This is a genomic window from Ruegeria sp. YTSC199 (assembly GCF_059609725.1).
The window spans coordinates 1-16,922 of record NZ_JBXWMF010000018.1 but is presented as its reverse complement, the minus strand read 5'-3'; the positions used below and the strand labels follow the sequence as shown (position 1 = coordinate 16,922).

The following is a 16,922-nucleotide window of genomic DNA, read 5'->3' as shown; positions in this document are numbered from 1 at the left end:
TTCCCGTTATGTTCCAATCTTGGTTATACAGGTGTTCATGGGACCCGGCAAGCAGGCCGCACAGTTTCGAGGATTTTTCAGCCACTTGATCCCGACGAGACCAGCAAGCAGGAAATTGAACAGAATGCAGGATCATCTTGCAGAAAATTCTGTCGAGCCGAGCAAGAATCTGACGTATAGGTCGGTCTCGAAACTACTGAGGTCGCAATCGTCACAGTAAAACTGCGGCGTTTTGGCCAAAACGGCAAAAATGCCACCACGGGCCGATGGTCCGCACAGCTCAGGGAAGCGCCCCATGTCCGACGAAGAAGACATCGTCCTGTCCGAACTCAACGACGAAGAACTTGTCGAACAGATGTTCGACGATCTTTACGACGGTCTGAAAGAAGAAATCGAAGAAGGCACGAACATCCTGCTGGAACGCGGATGGACTCCTTATGACATTCTGACCAAGGCTCTGGTCGGTGGCATGACCGTTGTTGGCCACGACTTCCGGGACGGCATCCTGTTCGTGCCCGAAGTTCTACTGGCCGCCAACGCGATGAAGGGCGGCATGTCGATCCTTAAGCCGCTGCTGGCCGAAACCGGTGCGCCGCGCGTCGGCAAGATGGTCATTGGCACCGTGAAGGGCGACATCCACGACATCGGCAAGAACCTTGTTTCGATGATGATGGAAGGCGCAGGTTTCGAGGTTGTCGATATCGGCATCAACAATCCTGTAGAGAACTATCTGGAAACGCTGGAGGCCGAACAGCCCGATATCCTGGGCATGTCGGCCCTGCTGACCACGACCATGCCCTACATGAAGGTCGTGATCGACACTTTGGTCGAGCAAGGCCTGCGCGAAGAATACATCGTTCTGGTTGGCGGTGCACCGCTGAACGAAGAGTTCGGCAAAGCGATCGGTGCAGACGGTTACTGCCGTGACGCAGCTGTGGCCGTGGAAATGGCCAAGGATTTCGTCTCGCGTAAGCACAACCAACTGGCCGGCTGATCGGACAAACTCGAGTGTTCAAGGGTCGTCCGGTTTTCGGGCGGCCCTTTTTTGTTTTCGCAAGCGGCACTATCTGTCGCATAGAATTCCGAGGGGTACCCGATGCAACAGGACAAATTACCGGACGATGCCAGCCTGACAACCAAGGGTTACGCCGCTGACACGCAGGGGCAAATTCTGCTGTTGGCCTGCGGCGCGCTTGCGCGCGAGATTCTTGATTTAAAACGTCGAAACGGCTGGGACCACATGGCGCTGACCTGTCTGCCCGCGATTCTGCATGTCCACCCTGAAAAGATCACTCAGGCGGTTCGGGAGGCGGTGGCAAAGCATCGCGATCACTATGATCAGATCTATGTTGTTTATGCCGACTGCGGCACTGGCGGCCTGCTGGAGAAAGCGTGCACGGAATTGGGCGTTGAAATGGTAAAAGGCCCCCACTGCTATTCCTTCTTCGAGGGAAATCAAGCCTTTGAAGCCCGGGGCGAGGACGAAACCACCGCCTTCTACCTGACCGACTTTCTGGCGCGTCAGTTCGATGCCTTTGTCTGGAAACCTCTCGGCCTCGACCGGCACCCTGAGCTGCGCGACATGTATTTCGGCAACTACACCAAGCTGGTCTATCAGGCGCAGATCGAAGATCCGGATCTGACCGCCCGCGCCCGTGAATGCGCCGAGCGGATGGGTTTGGAATTCGAACGTCGCTTTACCGGCTATGGCGATCTGGAATCCACGCTGACGGATTGGGCAAACCGCAAACCGGCTGATTGATCCGCGTCAGGCGTTTTCCTGCGCGACGTCGCGGATGCGTTCGATCATCGCGCGCAGCCCGTTTGAACGCTGCGCCGACAGGTGATCATTCAGACCAAGTCGCGCCAGTTCACCACCTGCGTCCACCTTGGGCACCTCACTGACCGGCAGACCGTTATACAGCGACCGCAAAACCGCGATCAACCCCCGCACGATCAGCGCGTCGCTGTCACCGTCAAATCGAAAGACACCACCTTCGATGATCGGGTGCAGCCAAACTTGACTGGCGCAGCCGTCAACTTTCGTGGCTGGCACCTTGAGCGCGTCGTCGAGCGGCTCCATCGCCTTGCCCTGATCAATGACATGGCGGTACCGGTCTTCCCAGTCCTCCAGAAATTCGAAGTCCTCGACGATTTCCTCAAAGGCAGGCGTGGCCATTTTGCGGCGGTCCTTTTGTTGCGATCACAATTGTGACCTATGCCGCCGACCTGCGCCTGTCCACCCCCTAGCGTGGCTTTTCAAACCGTGGAATTTGCGATAACCCATTGCTGGAATTACTGCTCTGGACGCCTGCACCATGCAAAAATCGTTTACTGTTCTCTTGGTCGCCACGCTGACCCTGACTGCCTGCAACAGCTGGCGCGATTCGCGGGTGAACCCGTCCAACTGGTTCGGCTCCAGCACGTCCGCTTCTCCGCAGGATTCCGCGACCTATGATGCCAATGCACTGGTGCCTGAGAAGAGAGAAGGCGGCGGCCTGCTTTCCAGACCAACACCCGAGGATACCAGCGTTCCGATCGCCAGAATTGACGAGTTGCGCATCGACCCAACCCCGGGCGGTGCAATTGTCTATGTGGCTGGCACCGCAGCCCGCCAGGGAGCCTACAACGCTCAGCTTGTTCGCGCGGAGAGTGAAGAGAATCAGAAGAATGGCGTTCTGGAATTCACGTTCCGCGTGGATTATCCGACCAAGGCGACCAATCAGGGCACCGAGCGGTCACGCATGGTGTCTGACGCCATCAATATCAGCCAGAAAGACCTGGAGAGCACGCGTTTAGTGCGGGTCGTAGGACAGCAGAACGCACTGGAGTCTCGACGCCGGTAACCGGCGTTACAGGGATACAACCTCGACGTTCTGTCCCTTTGCAGCCAGCGCGATCTTGCCGTCGCAAAGTTTCAGGGCGTCTTCGCCGAACACCTCGAATCGCCAGCCAGACATGGAGGGTAATTCCCGCTCGCCCGCTGCAATCTGATCCAGTTCCGAACTGGTGGCGATCAGCTTGGCAGCCACGCCCGAACTTTCGGTTTTCGACTTCAACAGCACCCGCAGCAAATCTGCCAACGCCGGGTTCACCTTTAATTTGTCACGGCTGTTGTCGACGCGCGGCAATCGATCCGAGGGGCAGTTCACCCCCTCTTTCACGGCCGCCAGAATGCCCTCGGCAATCGCACCTTTGCGCGCCTCGCGCAGCAGCAGGCGCGAGCCGCCCAGATCGGACGGAGACTTGGGTTTGGTCGAGGCCAGCTCGATCAATGCATCATCCTTGAACACCCGGCTGCGCGGGACGTTGTTTTCCTGCGCATAAGCCTCGCGGAACTGCGCCAACGCTCGAACCACGGCCAGAAACTTGGCCGAGTTCGTCCGGGTCTTTACCCGCTTCCACGCATCTTCGGGACGAATGTCATAGGTCGTGGGCTGAGTCAGAGTCCGCAATTCCTCGGCCACCCAATGACTGCGCCGCGATTTTTCCAGCTGGGCTGCAAGGTGTTCGTAGATCTGGCGCAGATGGGTCACGTCGGCCAACGCATAGGTCTTTTGTGCCTCGGTCAATGGGCGCCGGGACCAGTCGGTAAAGCGCGAGGTCTTGTCCACCCCCTGCTTGCAGATCTTGCGCACCAGGGTTTCATAGCCGACCTGCTCGCCAAAGCCACAAACCATCGCGGCAACCTGGGTGTCGAACAAGGGCGTAGGGAAGACACCCGCCTCTACCCAGAAAATCTCAAGATCCTGACGGGCAGCGTGGAAGACCTTGACCACGCTCTCGTTTCCGAACAGCTCATACAGCGGGTCAAGCGACAACCCATCCGCGAGCGGATCTACCAGAACCGCGCTGTCTTCGCCCTCGGTCGGCACAGCCAGCTGAACAAGGCAGAGTTTCGAATAGTAGGTCCGTTCGCGCAGAAACTCGGTATCTACGGTGACATAGTCATATTCCGCCGCGGCCTTGCAGAAATTGGCCAGCTCTTGCGTCGTTGTCAGGGTTTTCATTCGCGATACTATTCTTGCTATTTTTCTTCGTGGCGGCTTGTAAGTTTTTTGCCGTACCCAGCCGTGATCAAGACCATAGGCCGAACAATATACGCGTGTAAATCACCCTGAGGCGATCACGGCAGCAGCACCGGAGTCCGATCTCCACTGGCGTAACGACGCAACACTGCTGGATAGAGCTTGTGTTCCCACACCAACACTCGGGCGGCCAGAGCGTCGGGCTTGTCACCGGGTACAATGTTTACCCGCGCCTGTCCCAGGATCGGGCCATCATCCAGCGCCGCCGTCACCTCGTGGACCGAGCATCCATGTTCGGCATCCCCGGCCTCGATGGCGCGGGCGTGGGTGTTGAGGCCTTTATATTTCGGTAGCAACGAGGGGTGGATGTTCAGCATCCGCCCCTGAAAGCGCGATACGAAATCGCCGGTCAAAACCCGCATGAACCCAGCGAGACAAACGATATCGGGTTGCGCCTGCTCCAACGGTTTCAGAAGCTCGGCCTCGAACGCGGCGCGGTCGCCCTTGAAGGGGCGATGGTCCACCGACGCGGTCGGGATGCCGCGCGCGGCCGCCTTTTTCAGCCCGCCTGCCTCGGCGTCATTCGACAGGACCAGACAAGGCCACGCCGGGTGGTCTCCGACCATGCTGTCGACCAGCGACACCATGTTGGAGCCACCTCCTGAAATCAGGATGGCGACGCGTTTTTCACTCACAGCAGCTTGCCCGAATAGGCCATGCCGGGTGTGTCGATGACGGTGCCAAGACGTGAAACCGTCTCTCCCGCCTCGGCCAGAAGCACGGCCAGTTCATCGGCGTGATCTTCGTCGCAGACTACGATCATACCGATGCCGCAGTTGAAGGTCTTCAACATCTCGGCCTCGACGATACCGCCAGTTTCAGCCATCCAGCGGAAGACGGGCGGCAGGTCCCAGGCGTTCAGGTCGATCTCGGCGCCCAGCTCCTCGGGCAGAACACGGGGCAGGTTTTCGGTCAGGCCTCCGCCGGTGATATGGGCCAGTGCGTGCACGCCCCCTGTCCGGATCGCCTGAAGTGCGGGCTTCACATAGAGCCGCGTGGGGGTCAACAGTGCCTCACCCAGAGAACCTTCGCCAAAGGGCGACGCCGCATCCCAACCCAGGCCCGAAATCTCAACCAGTTTGCGCACCAGCGAGTAGCCGTTGGAATGTACGCCGTTCGAGGCGAGACCCAGCAGAACGTCACCTTTTTGCACTTCGGCAGGTAGATGCGCGCCCCGCTCCATCGCGCCGACCGAGAACCCGGCCAGATCAAAATCGCCATCGGGATACATGCCCGGCATCTCAGCTGTCTCACCGCCGATCAGGGCACAACCAGACTGCACACAGCCTTCGGCAATGCCTTCGATGATCCGCGCTGCGGTATCGGTGTCCAGCTTGCCGGTGGCGAAATAGTCGAGAAAGAAAAGTGGCTCGGCCCCCTGACAGATCAGGTCGTTGACACACATTGCCACCAGATCGATGCCCACGCCATCGACCACGCCAGTATCAATGGCGATCCGCAGCTTGGTGCCTACACCATCGGTCGCACCCACCAGAATCGGATCCTGATACCCTGCATCCTTCAGATCGAACAAGGCACCAAACCCGCCCAACCCACTCATCACACCCGAACGATTGGTCCGCTTGGCCGCAGGCTTGATCCGGTCGACCAGAGCGTTCCCTGCATCAATATCAACGCCTGCATCGGCATAGGTGATTCCGTTCTTGCCCGTCGTCATGGCCAGCCCCTCATGAATGGTTCCCGCGCGGGTTATTCGATTGTGCGTCCTGTTGCAACGGTCAGGCTTGACGCGGGCGTTCACCGTGATAGGCAAAGCGCTCAGGCGGGCCTGTAGCTCAATTGGTTAGAGCAGAGCGCTCATAACGCTTTGGTTGGGGGTTCGAGTCCCTCCGGGCCTACCAAAATCCGCAATGATACTTATAAAATAATGCGCAATATCCTTTCAGAATGCCGACGAGCTTTCCGAAGGGATTGAAGGCAAATGCTCCGCGAATCCGATTGCCTTTGTCCGATTCCGGTTCGAGCTGCCCATGTGGTGGAATTGGCACCGGCAGTTCTTGGTGCGCAGACCGTTCCCTGCAAAGCCCCCTTTTAGTTTTGGCTGCATGTTCTGACCTTTTCCCTAGGTCGAGCCCTCACGCTTCTGGATATGAGGAAGCCAAAGCCAAGCGGCAAGCGCGCTTGCTCACCGCACGTCAAACCAAAATCAGGATGAAGTACGCAGATATCGCTGCGAGCAATGCAAGCAGGCCTGCCGTCGTTGGACTTGTATCGGACCGCTTCTGCTCATGAAGAACGCCAGCAATGAAGGAGAAGAACGTCGATGCAACGATTAAACCCAGCGCAACTATTTTCAATAAAATCGCAAAAGAAACACTCATCTTACCCCCCTACCGCAACAAATCTCACGTTGATCCTTTGATAGCTAGCAATTTGTTAAAAATATGTTTTTTCATCCCGGTGTCTACTTGACCTTACGTTGCTACAAGGTTCCCACGTTGCCTGCTAATTCTGGCGGTTCCGCCCCGGCCCTACGTTTACAGGAGTATTTCCACTTGGTCTGATAGTCATCCCACTAGCCGACCTGTACCGAACAATGTCGATCCGTTGCTTTACGCCAGTCCATCCGAACACCTGCTTCTCACCTTGCTTCGTTTCTGGATTCGTTTTCTTCTGCATCCCCGAGGCTGATTGTGAGGTCACATCGACATGGTAGAAAAAATCCAGCCCACGACCCGTCTTGTTGTCATCGTCGCACCCAGCTTCAACATGTCGGCCACGATGGGATTTATTGATCCGCTCCGCGCGGCCAATTACTTGGACGGTCGCTCTTATTTCAGATGGGAATTCGTGTCGGAAACCGGAGGGATTTGTGTATCTAGCAATGGGGCTGGGGTTGAGACGCAGGCGCTGCGCAATCTCGACCCTGCCGCGCCCGACATTGCCATCGTCTCGACCAGTTGGAACCCTGAAAAGCATTTGACTGACAGGCTCGGTAGCGTTTTGCGCCAATGGGCGCGGTCTGGCGCCACGCTGGGCGCGTTGGACACGGGGGCCTTTGTTCTGGCGCAGGCTGGGTTACTGAACGGGCGACGCGCGACGGTCCATTACGAACATATCGACGCCTTTCAGGAGCTTTACCCAGACATTGAGGTGGTCGAGAACCTCTATGCGCTGGATGGCAACCGGATTACCTGCTGTGGTGGAGGCGCCTCGGTGGATTTCGCGCTGCAGATTGTTCAGGGAATCCATGGCAGCGCGCAGGCCAATGCCGCCGCGCGGTATATTTTCCATGACCGCCTCCGAGGCCCTGCCGCCATGCAACAGCCCGAAGGCAGCGAGCCGCTGGGCGCGCTGGTTCCGGCCACCCTGAAGACCGCCATTCAGGTGATGGAGTCGCATCTGGAAGACCCCCTGCCGATACCCGAGATTTGCGAAAAGTCCGGTGTCTCGCATCGCCAGCTCGACCGGTTGTTCGCCACCTATATCAAGAAGACACCGGCCCTGTATTATCGCGACATCCGGCTGGACCGGGCGCGTGGGTTGGTGACGCAGACCGAGTTGCCGATTGCTCAGGTCGCTATGGCGTCAGGCTTTGCTAGCCAGGTCCATTTCAGCCGCGCCTATAAGGATCGCTTCGGCCTGCCGCCCAGTCAGGATCGGACTGAAGGTCGCATTCCGTTCGAATACCGCGCTTGGCCGATGCACCGGAAGCCCAAAGCCTGACCCCAACTCGCGGCGCGAATAGTTAATTCTGTGGCGTAAAAAGTTAAGCGTATCTGCGCGTTTTTGGGGAACATACATTCAGCAAGCCAACCCTCCGGGCCAAACCCGGACGCGTTATGTGGAGCCCCGATTATGAGCGCGCTGCCGTCCAAAGAGCAATTCGACCGGATATCCGATGGGTTCAGCCCCGACCCGTTCAACACGCAATCCCTTAAGGCCGAAGCCTATGTGGACCCGGCCTGGCATCAGGTGGACCTGAACGAAGTACTCGCCAAGACGTGGCAATGGGTGTGTCATGTAGAAAAGCTCCGTGCGCCCGGATCCTATGTGACGGTTGAAATCGCAAACCGCCCCGTTGCGGTGGTGCGCGACCGCGAAGGCACGCTGCGCGCCTTCTACAACGTCTGCAAACACCGCGCCCATCATCTGCTGTCTGGTGAAGGCGAAACAACCCGCATCATGTGCCCCTACCACGCCTGGGTCTACAAGCTGGACGGTCAACTGGTGCGCGCACCCGAAACCGAGAGCCTGACCTCCTTCAACACCAAGGACATCTGCTTGGATCAGGTTCAGGTCGAGGAGTTCGCAGGCTTCATCTATGTCAATCTCGACCCCGACGCGCGGCCTTTGCGCGAGGTTTCCGGCAACCTGGAAACAGAAATTCGCCACTGGGCACCAGATATCGAGAACCTCACTTTCGGCCATCGTTTGACCTATGACATCAAGTCGAACTGGAAGAATGTCGTCGACAATTTTCTGGAATGCTACCACTGCCCGACCGCGCATAAGGATTTCTGCGATCTGGTGGACATGGACACCTACAAAGTCACCACCTACGGCATCTACTCCAGCCATATGGCCGAGGCGGGCAAAGGCGCGAACACCGCCTATGACGTGTCAAACGCGACCGTGCGCACCCATGCGGTTTGGTGGTTGTGGCCCACAACCTGCCTGATGCGCTATCCGGGACGGTCGTCGATGATCGTACTGAACATCATCCCGATTGGACCTGATCGTACGCTGGAAACTTATGATTTCTTCCTTGAAACACCCGAACCCGACGAGGCGGAGCTGGAAGCGATTCGCTATCTGGACGAGGTACTTCAACGCGAAGACATCGACATCGTCGAAAGCGTACAGCGCGGCATGAACACGCCTGCATTTACGCAAGGCCGTATCGTGCATGACCCGAACGGCTCGGGCAAATCAGAGCATGCGGTGCATCACTTTCACGGGCTGGTGTTGAACGCCTACGCGCAGGCTGCGCCGTGACACGGCCGAATATCGTTGTGGTCATGGCAGACCAACTGGCACCGCATTTCTGCGGTGCTTACGGTCATCCAACGGTGAAAACGCCCCACATCGATGTACTGGCCGCGCGCGGGATGCGGTTCGACGCAGCCTATTGCAATTCACCGCTCTGTGCTCCGTCGCGCTTTGCCTTCATGTCGGGGCAATTGATCAGTCGGATCGCGGCCTATGACAATGCCTGCGAGTTCCGCGCCTCAGTCCCAACCTTCGCGCATTACCTTCAGGCACTGGGCTATCGTACCTGCTTGTCGGGCAAGATGCATTTCATCGGCCCGGATCAGAAACATGGGTTTCAGGACCGGGTGACCACCGACATCTACCCCTCGGATTTTGCCTGGACCCCGGATTGGGAGGCCCCGGACGAGCGCATCGACAAGTGGTATCACAACATGGCAACCGTCAAGGAAAGCGGTGAGGCCATCGCGACCTTCCAGACCGATTACGATGACGAGGTCGAATTCGCCGCCCGCCGCTGGCTGATGGACCGAGGCCGAGATCGGGCTGCCGGAGATGAAGCTCCGTTCTGCTTGGTCGCAAGCTTTATCCACCCGCATGATCCCTATGTGGCCAAGCCGGAATGGTGGAACCAGTACTCCGACGCGGATGTACCGATGCCGGAATTCACCTTGACGCCCGTGGAGCAGGATCCGTTCTCGCGCCGGGTGATGGATGGGATCGAGGCAAGCTATGTCCCTCTGACCGAAGAGGAAGTCCGCCGCGCCCGACGCGCTTATCTGGCTAATGTCAGCTTTTTCGACAGCAAGCTCGGCGCGATGGTGAAGACGTTGGACGATATTGGAGAGTTGGACAACACCATCGTCATCGTCACCGCCGACCACGGTGACATGCTGGGCGAGCGCGGGCTTTGGTACAAGATGAACTTCTTCGAACACTCTGCCCGCGTGCCGCTGATCATGGCCGGTCCGGGCGTCACGCAGGGCACCGCATCGAACGCCTGCTCGCTGATCGACATGCTGCCGACCTTCGTAGAAATCGCCGGAGGCAGCGACGCTGCGTTCGGCGAACCCGTGGACGGTCGCTCCCTGATACCTCTGGCGCGCGGAGAGGCTGACTCAATCGATGAAGCCATTGGCGAGTATTGCGCCGAGATGACCCCCTACCCGGTGTTCATGATCCGCAGCGGGCCGTTGAAATACATCCACTGCGACCCTGACCCTCCGCAACTCTATGATCTGGCCATTGATCCGCAGGAAAAGGTGAACCGCGCGCGAGACCCGGATTACGCCGATCAAGTAGCGCAATTCGCGGCGCGTGTTTCTCAGCGTTGGGACAGCGAGAAACTGCGCGCAGATGTGATCTCTACACAAAAATCCCGCCGTGCCCTGCATGCAGCCATGGAAGCCAACCCGCTAGAGAGCTGGGACTACAACCCACCACGCGACGCCTCGCAAGATTACGTACGCAACCACATGGACTGGACGGTTGCGGCAACACGCTATCGCTTCCCGCCTTTGAAGGAGGTCAAGGAATGATGCTGAAAGGCAAAACCGCTCTGGTCACCGGCGGGCGCGGTGGGATCGGCCGTGCTATCGTCGCCCGATTCCTGCGCGAGGGTGCACGGGTCTATGCCGCTGACCTGACGCCCGAAGGGTCTTTGTCGGCGCATGACGACGACGGCAGCACCTTTTTCAAACTGGACGTGACACAGGAAGCGGACGCCATCGCGGCGGTGGAACAGATCGCCGAGGATGCAGGCCAGCTGGATATTCTGGTCAATGCGGCAGGGATCGAGATCGAAAAGACCATCGAGGAAACCTCGCTTGAGGAATGGAACCTGTCCTTTGCGGTCAACGTCACCGGCACCTTCCTAACTTCGAAACTCGCCCTGCCCCTGATGCGCAAAGCGGCTGCATCGGGCCGCACGGCCTCGATCATAAACTTCGGCAGCTATGACGGCTTTATTGCCGATCCTGGTCTTGCCGCCTATTGCGCGACCAAAGGCGCGGTCCATGCGTTGACCAAAGCGATGGCATGCGATCACGGGCCGGAAGGCATCCGTGTAAACGCAATCTGCCCCGGTTACGTCGACACGCCCATGTTGCAAAGCTTTTTCACCGGTGACGGCTCGGGCGGTGACGGCAAGACTATCGACCAATTGCAGCAGGCTGTACGCGATGTGCACCCGATGCGCACCTACGGAACGCCGGACGACATCGCCAATCTGGTAAACTGGCTGGCATCGGATGAGGCGCGCTATGCCAGCGGGCAGCTTTGGGTTCTGGACGGCGGGCTGAGCGCGCAGGTTCAGCAGATGAAGCTATGAGAATTGCGTGCTGATGGGGGAAAACATGCAGACACAGATGCTGATCAACAGAGAGCTGGTCACCGGCAATGGCGAGGCCCTGCCGATATTGAACCCGGCGACCGGAGAAACCGTCGCGCAGGTTCCCGAGGCCACGGCGGAGCAGATCGAGGACGCCACTCGCGCGGCGCATGAGGCGTTTGAAAGCTATCGCCTTACCACGCCCGCTGATCGTGCTGGGTACCTCAACGCAATTGCCGATTTGATCGAGGAGAACATCGAGGAATTAGCGGAACTGGAAACACTGGATGTTGGCAAACCCTGGCCGATGGCTCGCGATGAGGAAATGCCGCTGACCATCGACACGTTCCGGTTCATGGCCGGCGCCGCGCGCACGATGACCGGATCGGTCGCTGGGGAATATGCGACAGGCTATACCTCGATGATCCGCAAGGACCCGATTGGCCCGGTCGCCTCAATCGCTCCGTGGAACTACCCGCTTATGATGGCCGCGTGGAAGATTGCGGCACCTTTGGCGGCGGGGTGCACCATCGTAATGAAACCATCCGAGATTACCCCTCTGGCGACGTTGCGGCTGGCCGAACTGCTGGCCGATGTGCTGCCCAAAGGTGTGCTGAATGTTGTTCATGGCCGGGGAGCGTCGGTCGGCGACGCACTGATCAACGACCCGCAGATCGAGGGGATTTCGATCACTGGCTCACCCGCCACCGGAATGGCGGCGATGCGGGCAGCTTCAAATCAGATCCGCCACGTGCATCTGGAACTTGGAGGCAAGGCTCCGGTCATCGTGCTCGCCGATGCCAACATCGACGCAGTGGCGGAAACGATACGCTATGGTTCGTTTTTCAATGCGGGTCAGGATTGTGCCCAACCCTGCCGGGTGATGGTGCAGGACGGTATTTACGACAAGCTTGTCGCTGCCGTCTCGGATCAGGTCAGCCAGATCAGGATCGGCGCCCCCAAAGCAGACGGCACCGAAATGGGCCCCATCGTCTCGGCAAGCCAGAGGGACCGCGTTGCGGGGTATGTCGATAGCGCCCGCGGCAGTTGCGAGATCTCCGTCGGTGGACAGATCGCAGACGGCCCGGGATTTTTCTACCAGCCGACCGTTGTCGCCAATGTAGACAATGATGCCGAGATCGCGTGCAGAGAAGTCTTTGGCCCCGTCGTCACCCTGTCTCGCTTCTCCGAAGCCGAAGACGCCCTGCGGATTGCCAATGCCGGGCGCCATGGTCTGGCCTCGTCGGTCTGGACCAGAGACGTGTCGACCGCGATGAAAATGACCGCCCAGTTGCGCTATGGCATGACCTGGGTGAACACGCACGGGATGCCTGCAGCGGAAATGCCCTGGGCCGCCATGAAGGGCTCGGGCACCGGATGTGACATGTCGGTTTATGCGCTGGACGCCTATACATCCGTGCGGCATGTGATGGTGGCGCACTGATGCGGCTGGCGGGGAAAAGAGCACTGGTGACCGGCGGCCGCCAAGGTATCGGGCGCGGGATTGTCGAAGCATTCCAGCGCGAAGGTGCAGTTGTCACGACCTGCGGACGGGGGCCCCGTCCCGATGGGTTGGCGGACAGCGTGATCTGGTTTCCGTTGGACGTCACCGACGCCGCCGCTGTCGAAGAACTGGCCTACACGGCCGACGGCACTGATATACTGGTCAACAACGCAGGCGTTCAGGTCGAAAAGACTGTAACCGACAGCACGGATGCCGATTGGGATGCGGTGATCGGCACCAATTGCCAAGGCGTGTTCAACATGTGTCGCGCCTTCATTCCCCGAATGCCCGAAGGCGGATCGATCATCAATATCGGCTCGATCTCTGGCCAGGTCGCGGACCCATCTATGGCGCTGTATAACGCATCCAAAGCGTTTGTGCATGGGCTGACCCGGTCGATTGCCGTCGACCACGGCCCCAGAATACGCTGCAACGCGATCTGTCCCGGATGGATCGAAACGGGGATGTTGGATGCTGGTTTTGATCTGGCGACCAACCCCGAGGCCGCGCGGCAGGATGCTTTGGCCCGCCACGCAGCTCGCCGGTTTGGAAGGCCCGAGGATATCGCCAGCATTGCGGTCTGGCTGGCCTCGGACGAGGCCGGATTTGCTACCGGTCAGTTGTTCACCCTGGATGGCGGCCTGACGGCAGCCTCTCCGCTCAACCCGGGGCTGTTATGATGGAGTCCCCACACACTGCCTGCTTGGGCGGCGGCGTAATCGGTGCCAGTTGGGCGGCGCTGTTTCTAGCCTCAGGGCGTTCGGTTGCGATGTTCGACCCGGACCCAGACGTCGAACGCAAGGTGCGGACCTATATCGAAACCTCGTGGCCCACGATGACCGAACTGGGGCTGGCTGACCAAGGCACACCCGATGCCATCACATTTCACTCCAGAGCCGCCCATGCGGTCGAAGGTGCCACCTTCGTGCAGGAAAACGTTCCTGAACGATTGCCGATCAAACACGCCACTTTTGCTGAGATCGAGCCTGCTCTGGGGTGCGATGCCATTGTCGCCAGCTCCGCCTCGGGGCTGACCCTCAGCCAGATGCAGCCTGGGTGGAAAGACCCCTCGCGCTTTGTTCTGGGCCACCCGTTCAACCCACCGCACCTGATCCCTTTGGTCGAGGTACTGGGCAACGCGCATACCGCCGATGGCGTGGTTGATGCCGCTGAGCACTTCTATAAGTCGGTTGGCAAAACCACGATCCGCCTACACAAAGAAGTGCCCGGCCATGTTGCCAACCGCCTTCAGGCCGCGATCTGGCGCGAGGCGATCAGCCTTGTGGTCTCAGGCGTCGCCTCGGTCGAGGATGTGGACAAGGCCGTCTGGGCAGGGCCCGGCCTGCGATGGGCGGCCATGGGGCCAACCATGCTGTTCAACCTGGGCGCGGGTGAAGGTGGGTTACAGGCCTTCTGCGACCATTTCACGGATACCTTTAACGGCTGGTGGGATGATTTGGGCCAAATCCATCTGACCGATGAGGTCATCCGCGTTCTGACACAGGGTGTCGAGGCCGCAGCGGCGGGCAACTCCCCGTCCGAACTGTCCAGAACAAGGGACGCTCTGATCGTTGCCATGCAAAAATCGGTTGCCGGATTGCGGTGATCGCCGCGCCATCAACGCCCGATGATGATATCCGCGCAGAGGCCACCCAGCCGCTCGCTCCTGCTTAGGCGCAGAACGCCGCCATGGGCGCGTGCAATATCCGACACGATGGCAAGGCCCAGCCCGACACCGGTGCCCCGATTCTGATTGCGCGCCGGATCGAGGCGCGAAAAGGGTTTCACCGCTTCGAACCGCTGATTTGGCGGAATGCCCGGCCCATCATCCTCGACCCGAATACGTATGGATTTCGGAGAAATAGACAGGCTGACATCGGCGCGTTTGCCGTATCGCACAGCGTTCCCGATCAGGTTCTCAACCGCGCGTCGAATAGCGGTGGGGCGCAACATTGCGGTCCCTTCCCCGTCAACCGAGATCAGATCAGCCGCATACCCCGCCCGACCTGCATCCTTGACGATTTGTCGCAACAGGGTTTCGGGATCGACGGTCTCCGGCGCCCCTTCGGCCGCTCCGCGCGAAAACTCAAGGAAAGCGTCCAGCAGCAACTGCATCTCATCGACGTCCTGTTGCAACGGCGCGGCCTCATCCTCGGGCAGCATCGACAGGCCCAGTTTCAGGCGGGTCAGAGGGGTTCTTAGGTCGTGACTCACCCCTGACAGCATCATGGTGCGTTGCTCCATCTGGCGTTCGATACGGGCGCGCATGTCAAGAAAAGCACTGCCCGCCGCCCGAACCTCGATGGCGCCGCCGGGTGAATACGGCACCACCCGACCCCGGCCAAAGGCCTGCGCGGCCTCGGCCAGACGGGTGATCGGGCGCAATTGATTGCGCATGTAGAGAAACGAAATCGTGGTCATGATGATCGCGAAAAACAGCATCGTGACGATCAACTGATGTGGTGCCACCGGTGACAGGCGACGGCGATCAAAGGTCAACTGCAACTGGCCAAGATCGGTTTGCATATAGACGCGCACCTCTTGCCCACTGGGCAAAGCAACCGCCGCAAGGTCAGGCAAAAAGGCGCGCAGATCCGCTTCGACCTGCGGTGCGATGAAATCGTACCAGCGGCGGCGGCCGACCGTCGGCTCTTCGTTGATGTCCAGAAAGCGCGCCTTCATATCCAGCGCCTGCAGATCGGGTCGGACAGCCGCCAATGCCTGTTGTTGCGTTTCGGTTGCATTCACCTCATCAACCACCAGCATCACCTCGCGCGAGGCCGCCCGGGTCATCTGGGCGGTGACATCTTCAAGATGCTTTTGCAGGAATGCGACACCCACTACCAACAGCAGGACGACCACTGGCAGAACCAGTATCAGCGCAGCACGGGCATAGAGGCTGCGCGGCATATAGGGTTTGAGCCATTGCGCCGACATGCGCTAAACCTAACGGGCTGTTACGACAAGAGAAAGAGCACAGAATGCAGTCCCCGGACGATTTCAACCCAACCGCCGGTCCAGCGATCAAGCTGCAACCGGGGCTGCGCCGTATTCTGGCTCCGAATCCGTCGCCCATGACCTATCGTGGAACGAACACCTATCTGCTGGGCACTGGTGATCTTGCCGTGATTGACCCGGGGCCGCTCAGCGATGCCCATCTTGCGGCGATTCTGGACGCCGTGCAGCCCGGTCAGCGCATCAGCCACATTGTGGTCACCCACAGCCATTTGGACCACTCACCGCTGGCGCGCGCCCTGGCCGAGCGCACTGGTGCGCCTGTTCTCGCCTTTGGCGGGCCCGAGGCCGGGCGCAGTGCGGTGATGACCAAACTGGCGCACGGCGGAATGGCAGGCGGTGGCGAGGGCATCGACACCGGCTTCCGCCCGGATATTGAACTGCCTGATGGTGCGCAAATTACCGGTGATGACTGGCAGCTTGATGTGATTCACACCCCCGGGCATTTGGGCAACCACATCGCTTTGGGCTGGGGTGAGGTCTGTTTCACCGGGGATCACGTCATGGGATGGGCCAGCTCGCTGGTCTCGCCTCCGGACGGAGATCTGACGGATTTCATGGCCGCCTGCCATCGCCTGCGCGCGCGCGACTGGTCGGTGTTTCACTCCGGGCACGGCGCTCCGATTCCCGACCCCGCCGCGCGGCTGGAGTGGCTGATCAATCACCGCCTGACGCGCGAGGCTCAGATTCTGTCAGCGCTCGAGGACCGACCCGGCACGGCCCGGAACCTGGCCGAACGTATCTACGTGGAAACTCCGATCGCGCTGTTGCCAGCCGCCGAACGAAACGTATTCGCGCATCTTATTGATCTGCTTGGAAAATCAATGGTCACCACGGATGAGGCGCTATCCGCCACCGCTCGATTTAACAGGCAAGTTTGAGTGCGCGGAACTTTTTTGGGGAATCGTCGCATTCCCCTCTGGACGGCGAAAATCCGGGTTGTTATACGCCCCTCAGTTCCGGCGTAGCTCAGCGGTAGAGCAGTTGACTGTTAATCAATTGGTCGTAGGTTCGATCCCTACCGCCGGAGCCA

The 16,922-nt window shown here is 59.3% G+C and carries 17 protein-coding genes and 2 tRNA genes; 13 read left to right on the top strand and 6 right to left on the bottom strand.

Annotation, left to right across the window (positions count from 1 at the left end):
- The first annotated feature begins 295 nt into the window (after nt 1-295).
- Together AC2FEE_RS17000 and AC2FEE_RS16995 are read left to right on the top strand one after the other, a co-directional pair.
- Nucleotides 296-994 carry a corrinoid protein gene (locus AC2FEE_RS17000; protein ID WP_496866508.1) on the top strand — a complete coding sequence of 233 codons (699 nt, stop codon included), beginning with the start codon at nt 296-298 and terminating at the stop codon, nt 992-994.
- 102 nt (nt 995-1,096) lie between these two features.
- Nucleotides 1,097-1,762, top strand: a complete 666-nt coding sequence (locus AC2FEE_RS16995) for a DUF1638 domain-containing protein (RefSeq protein ID WP_496866507.1) — start codon at nt 1,097-1,099, stop codon at nt 1,760-1,762.
- A 6-nt stretch (nt 1,763-1,768) separates the two neighbouring features.
- On the opposite strand, the gene AC2FEE_RS16990 is transcribed toward AC2FEE_RS16995, so the two are convergent.
- Nucleotides 1,769-2,179, bottom strand: a complete 411-nt coding sequence (locus AC2FEE_RS16990) for a SufE family protein (protein WP_496866505.1) — start codon at nt 2,177-2,179, stop codon at nt 1,769-1,771.
- Between the two features lie 139 nt (nt 2,180-2,318).
- Between AC2FEE_RS16990 and AC2FEE_RS16985 the strand changes: the two genes are divergently transcribed.
- Nucleotides 2,319-2,846, top strand: coding sequence for a hypothetical protein (locus AC2FEE_RS16985; protein ID WP_496866504.1), 528 nt, complete (start codon nt 2,319-2,321; stop codon nt 2,844-2,846).
- Nucleotides 2,847-2,852: 6 nt separating this feature from the next.
- Here the strand turns inward: AC2FEE_RS16985 and rnd are convergent, their stop codons facing one another.
- From rnd to purM, 3 genes are all read right to left on the bottom strand, one after another.
- Nucleotides 2,853-4,010, bottom strand: a complete 1,158-nt coding sequence (gene rnd / locus AC2FEE_RS16980) for a ribonuclease D (RefSeq protein ID WP_496866503.1) — start codon at nt 4,008-4,010, stop codon at nt 2,853-2,855.
- Nucleotides 4,011-4,126: 116 nt separating this feature from the next.
- Complete coding sequence (purN, locus tag AC2FEE_RS16975; protein WP_496866502.1) at nt 4,127-4,723, bottom strand: phosphoribosylglycinamide formyltransferase; 597 nt, start codon at nt 4,721-4,723, stop codon at nt 4,127-4,129.
- The gene (gene purM / locus AC2FEE_RS16970; RefSeq protein ID WP_496866501.1) at nt 4,720-5,766 is read right to left on the bottom strand and encodes a phosphoribosylformylglycinamidine cyclo-ligase; all 1,047 of its coding nucleotides are present in this window, start codon (nt 5,764-5,766) and stop codon (nt 4,720-4,722) included. Before purM ends, purN begins: the two co-directional genes overlap by 4 nt.
- A 107-nt stretch (nt 5,767-5,873) precedes the next feature.
- Between purM and AC2FEE_RS16965 the strand changes: the two genes are divergently transcribed.
- Nucleotides 5,874-5,950, top strand: a tRNA-Ile gene (locus tag AC2FEE_RS16965).
- 294 nt (nt 5,951-6,244) lie between these two features.
- Here AC2FEE_RS16965 and AC2FEE_RS16960 read toward each other — a convergent pair.
- Nucleotides 6,245-6,430, bottom strand: coding sequence for a hypothetical protein (locus tag AC2FEE_RS16960; protein ID WP_496866499.1), 186 nt, complete (start codon nt 6,428-6,430; stop codon nt 6,245-6,247).
- Between the two features lie 328 nt (nt 6,431-6,758).
- On the opposite strand from AC2FEE_RS16960, the gene AC2FEE_RS16955 reads away from it, so the two are divergent.
- The 7 genes from AC2FEE_RS16955 (at nt 6,759) to AC2FEE_RS16925 (ending at nt 14,480) form a co-directional block, all read left to right on the top strand.
- Nucleotides 6,759-7,775, top strand: a complete 1,017-nt coding sequence (locus tag AC2FEE_RS16955) for a GlxA family transcriptional regulator (protein ID WP_496866498.1) — start codon at nt 6,759-6,761, stop codon at nt 7,773-7,775.
- A gap of 132 nt (nt 7,776-7,907) precedes the next feature.
- Nucleotides 7,908-9,047, top strand: coding sequence for an aromatic ring-hydroxylating oxygenase subunit alpha (locus AC2FEE_RS16950; protein ID WP_496866497.1), 1,140 nt, complete (start codon nt 7,908-7,910; stop codon nt 9,045-9,047).
- A complete protein-coding gene (gene betC, locus AC2FEE_RS16945) occupies nt 9,044-10,579 on the top strand; it encodes a choline-sulfatase (protein ID WP_496866496.1) in 1,536 nt (511 codons plus the stop codon). The genes AC2FEE_RS16950 and betC overlap by 4 nt, the downstream gene beginning before the upstream one ends.
- Nucleotides 10,576-11,370: an SDR family NAD(P)-dependent oxidoreductase gene (locus tag AC2FEE_RS16940; RefSeq protein ID WP_496866495.1), complete on the top strand. Its 795-nt coding sequence runs from the start codon at nt 10,576-10,578 to the stop codon at nt 11,368-11,370. Before betC ends, AC2FEE_RS16940 begins: the two co-directional genes overlap by 4 nt.
- Nucleotides 11,371-11,395: 25 nt before the next feature.
- Entirely contained in the window at nt 11,396-12,814 is a 1,419-nt protein-coding gene (locus AC2FEE_RS16935; protein WP_496866494.1) for a gamma-aminobutyraldehyde dehydrogenase, read from the top strand.
- 26 nt (nt 12,815-12,840) lie between these two features.
- On the top strand, nt 12,841-13,554 hold the full coding sequence (locus AC2FEE_RS16930) for an SDR family NAD(P)-dependent oxidoreductase (RefSeq protein ID WP_496866493.1): 714 nt from the start codon (nt 12,841-12,843) through the stop codon (nt 13,552-13,554).
- Nucleotides 13,554-14,480, top strand: a complete 927-nt coding sequence (locus tag AC2FEE_RS16925) for a 3-hydroxyacyl-CoA dehydrogenase NAD-binding domain-containing protein (protein ID WP_496866492.1) — start codon at nt 13,554-13,556, stop codon at nt 14,478-14,480. Before AC2FEE_RS16930 ends, AC2FEE_RS16925 begins: the two co-directional genes overlap by 1 nt.
- 11 nt (nt 14,481-14,491) lie before the next feature.
- On the opposite strand, the gene AC2FEE_RS16920 is transcribed toward AC2FEE_RS16925, so the two are convergent.
- Nucleotides 14,492-15,811: an ATP-binding protein gene (locus AC2FEE_RS16920; RefSeq protein ID WP_496866491.1), complete on the bottom strand. Its 1,320-nt coding sequence runs from the start codon at nt 15,809-15,811 to the stop codon at nt 14,492-14,494.
- Between the two features lie 44 nt (nt 15,812-15,855).
- Here AC2FEE_RS16920 and AC2FEE_RS16915 point away from each other — a divergent pair, with 44 nt between their 5' ends.
- Together AC2FEE_RS16915 and AC2FEE_RS16910 are read left to right on the top strand one after the other, a co-directional pair.
- Nucleotides 15,856-16,770, top strand: a complete 915-nt coding sequence (locus AC2FEE_RS16915; RefSeq protein WP_496866490.1) for an MBL fold metallo-hydrolase — start codon at nt 15,856-15,858, stop codon at nt 16,768-16,770.
- Nucleotides 16,771-16,847: 77 nt separating this feature from the next.
- A tRNA-Asn gene (locus AC2FEE_RS16910) sits at nt 16,848-16,922 on the top strand.

Excerpts from the sequence above, each read along its gene's own strand:
- AC2FEE_RS17000 (WP_496866508.1), top strand. The coding sequence starts at position 296 with ATGTCCGACGAAGAAGACATCGTCCTGTCCGAACTCAACGACGAAGAA.
- AC2FEE_RS16995 (WP_496866507.1), top strand. The coding sequence starts at position 1,097 with ATGCAACAGGACAAATTACCGGACGATGCCAGCCTGACAACCAAGGGT.
- AC2FEE_RS16990 (WP_496866505.1), bottom strand. The coding sequence starts at position 2,179 with ATGGCCACGCCTGCCTTTGAGGAAATCGTCGAGGACTTCGAATTTCTG.
- AC2FEE_RS16985 (WP_496866504.1), top strand. The coding sequence starts at position 2,319 with ATGCAAAAATCGTTTACTGTTCTCTTGGTCGCCACGCTGACCCTGACT.
- rnd (WP_496866503.1), bottom strand. The coding sequence starts at position 4,010 with ATGAAAACCCTGACAACGACGCAAGAGCTGGCCAATTTCTGCAAGGCC.
- purM (WP_496866501.1), bottom strand. The coding sequence starts at position 5,766 with ATGACGACGGGCAAGAACGGAATCACCTATGCCGATGCAGGCGTTGAT.
- AC2FEE_RS16960 (WP_496866499.1), bottom strand. The coding sequence starts at position 6,430 with ATGAGTGTTTCTTTTGCGATTTTATTGAAAATAGTTGCGCTGGGTTTA.
- AC2FEE_RS16955 (WP_496866498.1), top strand. The coding sequence starts at position 6,759 with ATGGTAGAAAAAATCCAGCCCACGACCCGTCTTGTTGTCATCGTCGCA.
- AC2FEE_RS16950 (WP_496866497.1), top strand. The coding sequence starts at position 7,908 with ATGAGCGCGCTGCCGTCCAAAGAGCAATTCGACCGGATATCCGATGGG.
- AC2FEE_RS16940 (WP_496866495.1), top strand. The coding sequence starts at position 10,576 with ATGATGCTGAAAGGCAAAACCGCTCTGGTCACCGGCGGGCGCGGTGGG.
- AC2FEE_RS16935 (WP_496866494.1), top strand. The coding sequence starts at position 11,396 with ATGCAGACACAGATGCTGATCAACAGAGAGCTGGTCACCGGCAATGGC.
- AC2FEE_RS16925 (WP_496866492.1), top strand. The coding sequence starts at position 13,554 with ATGGAGTCCCCACACACTGCCTGCTTGGGCGGCGGCGTAATCGGTGCC.
- AC2FEE_RS16920 (WP_496866491.1), bottom strand. The coding sequence starts at position 15,811 with ATGTCGGCGCAATGGCTCAAACCCTATATGCCGCGCAGCCTCTATGCC.
- AC2FEE_RS16915 (WP_496866490.1), top strand. The coding sequence starts at position 15,856 with ATGCAGTCCCCGGACGATTTCAACCCAACCGCCGGTCCAGCGATCAAG.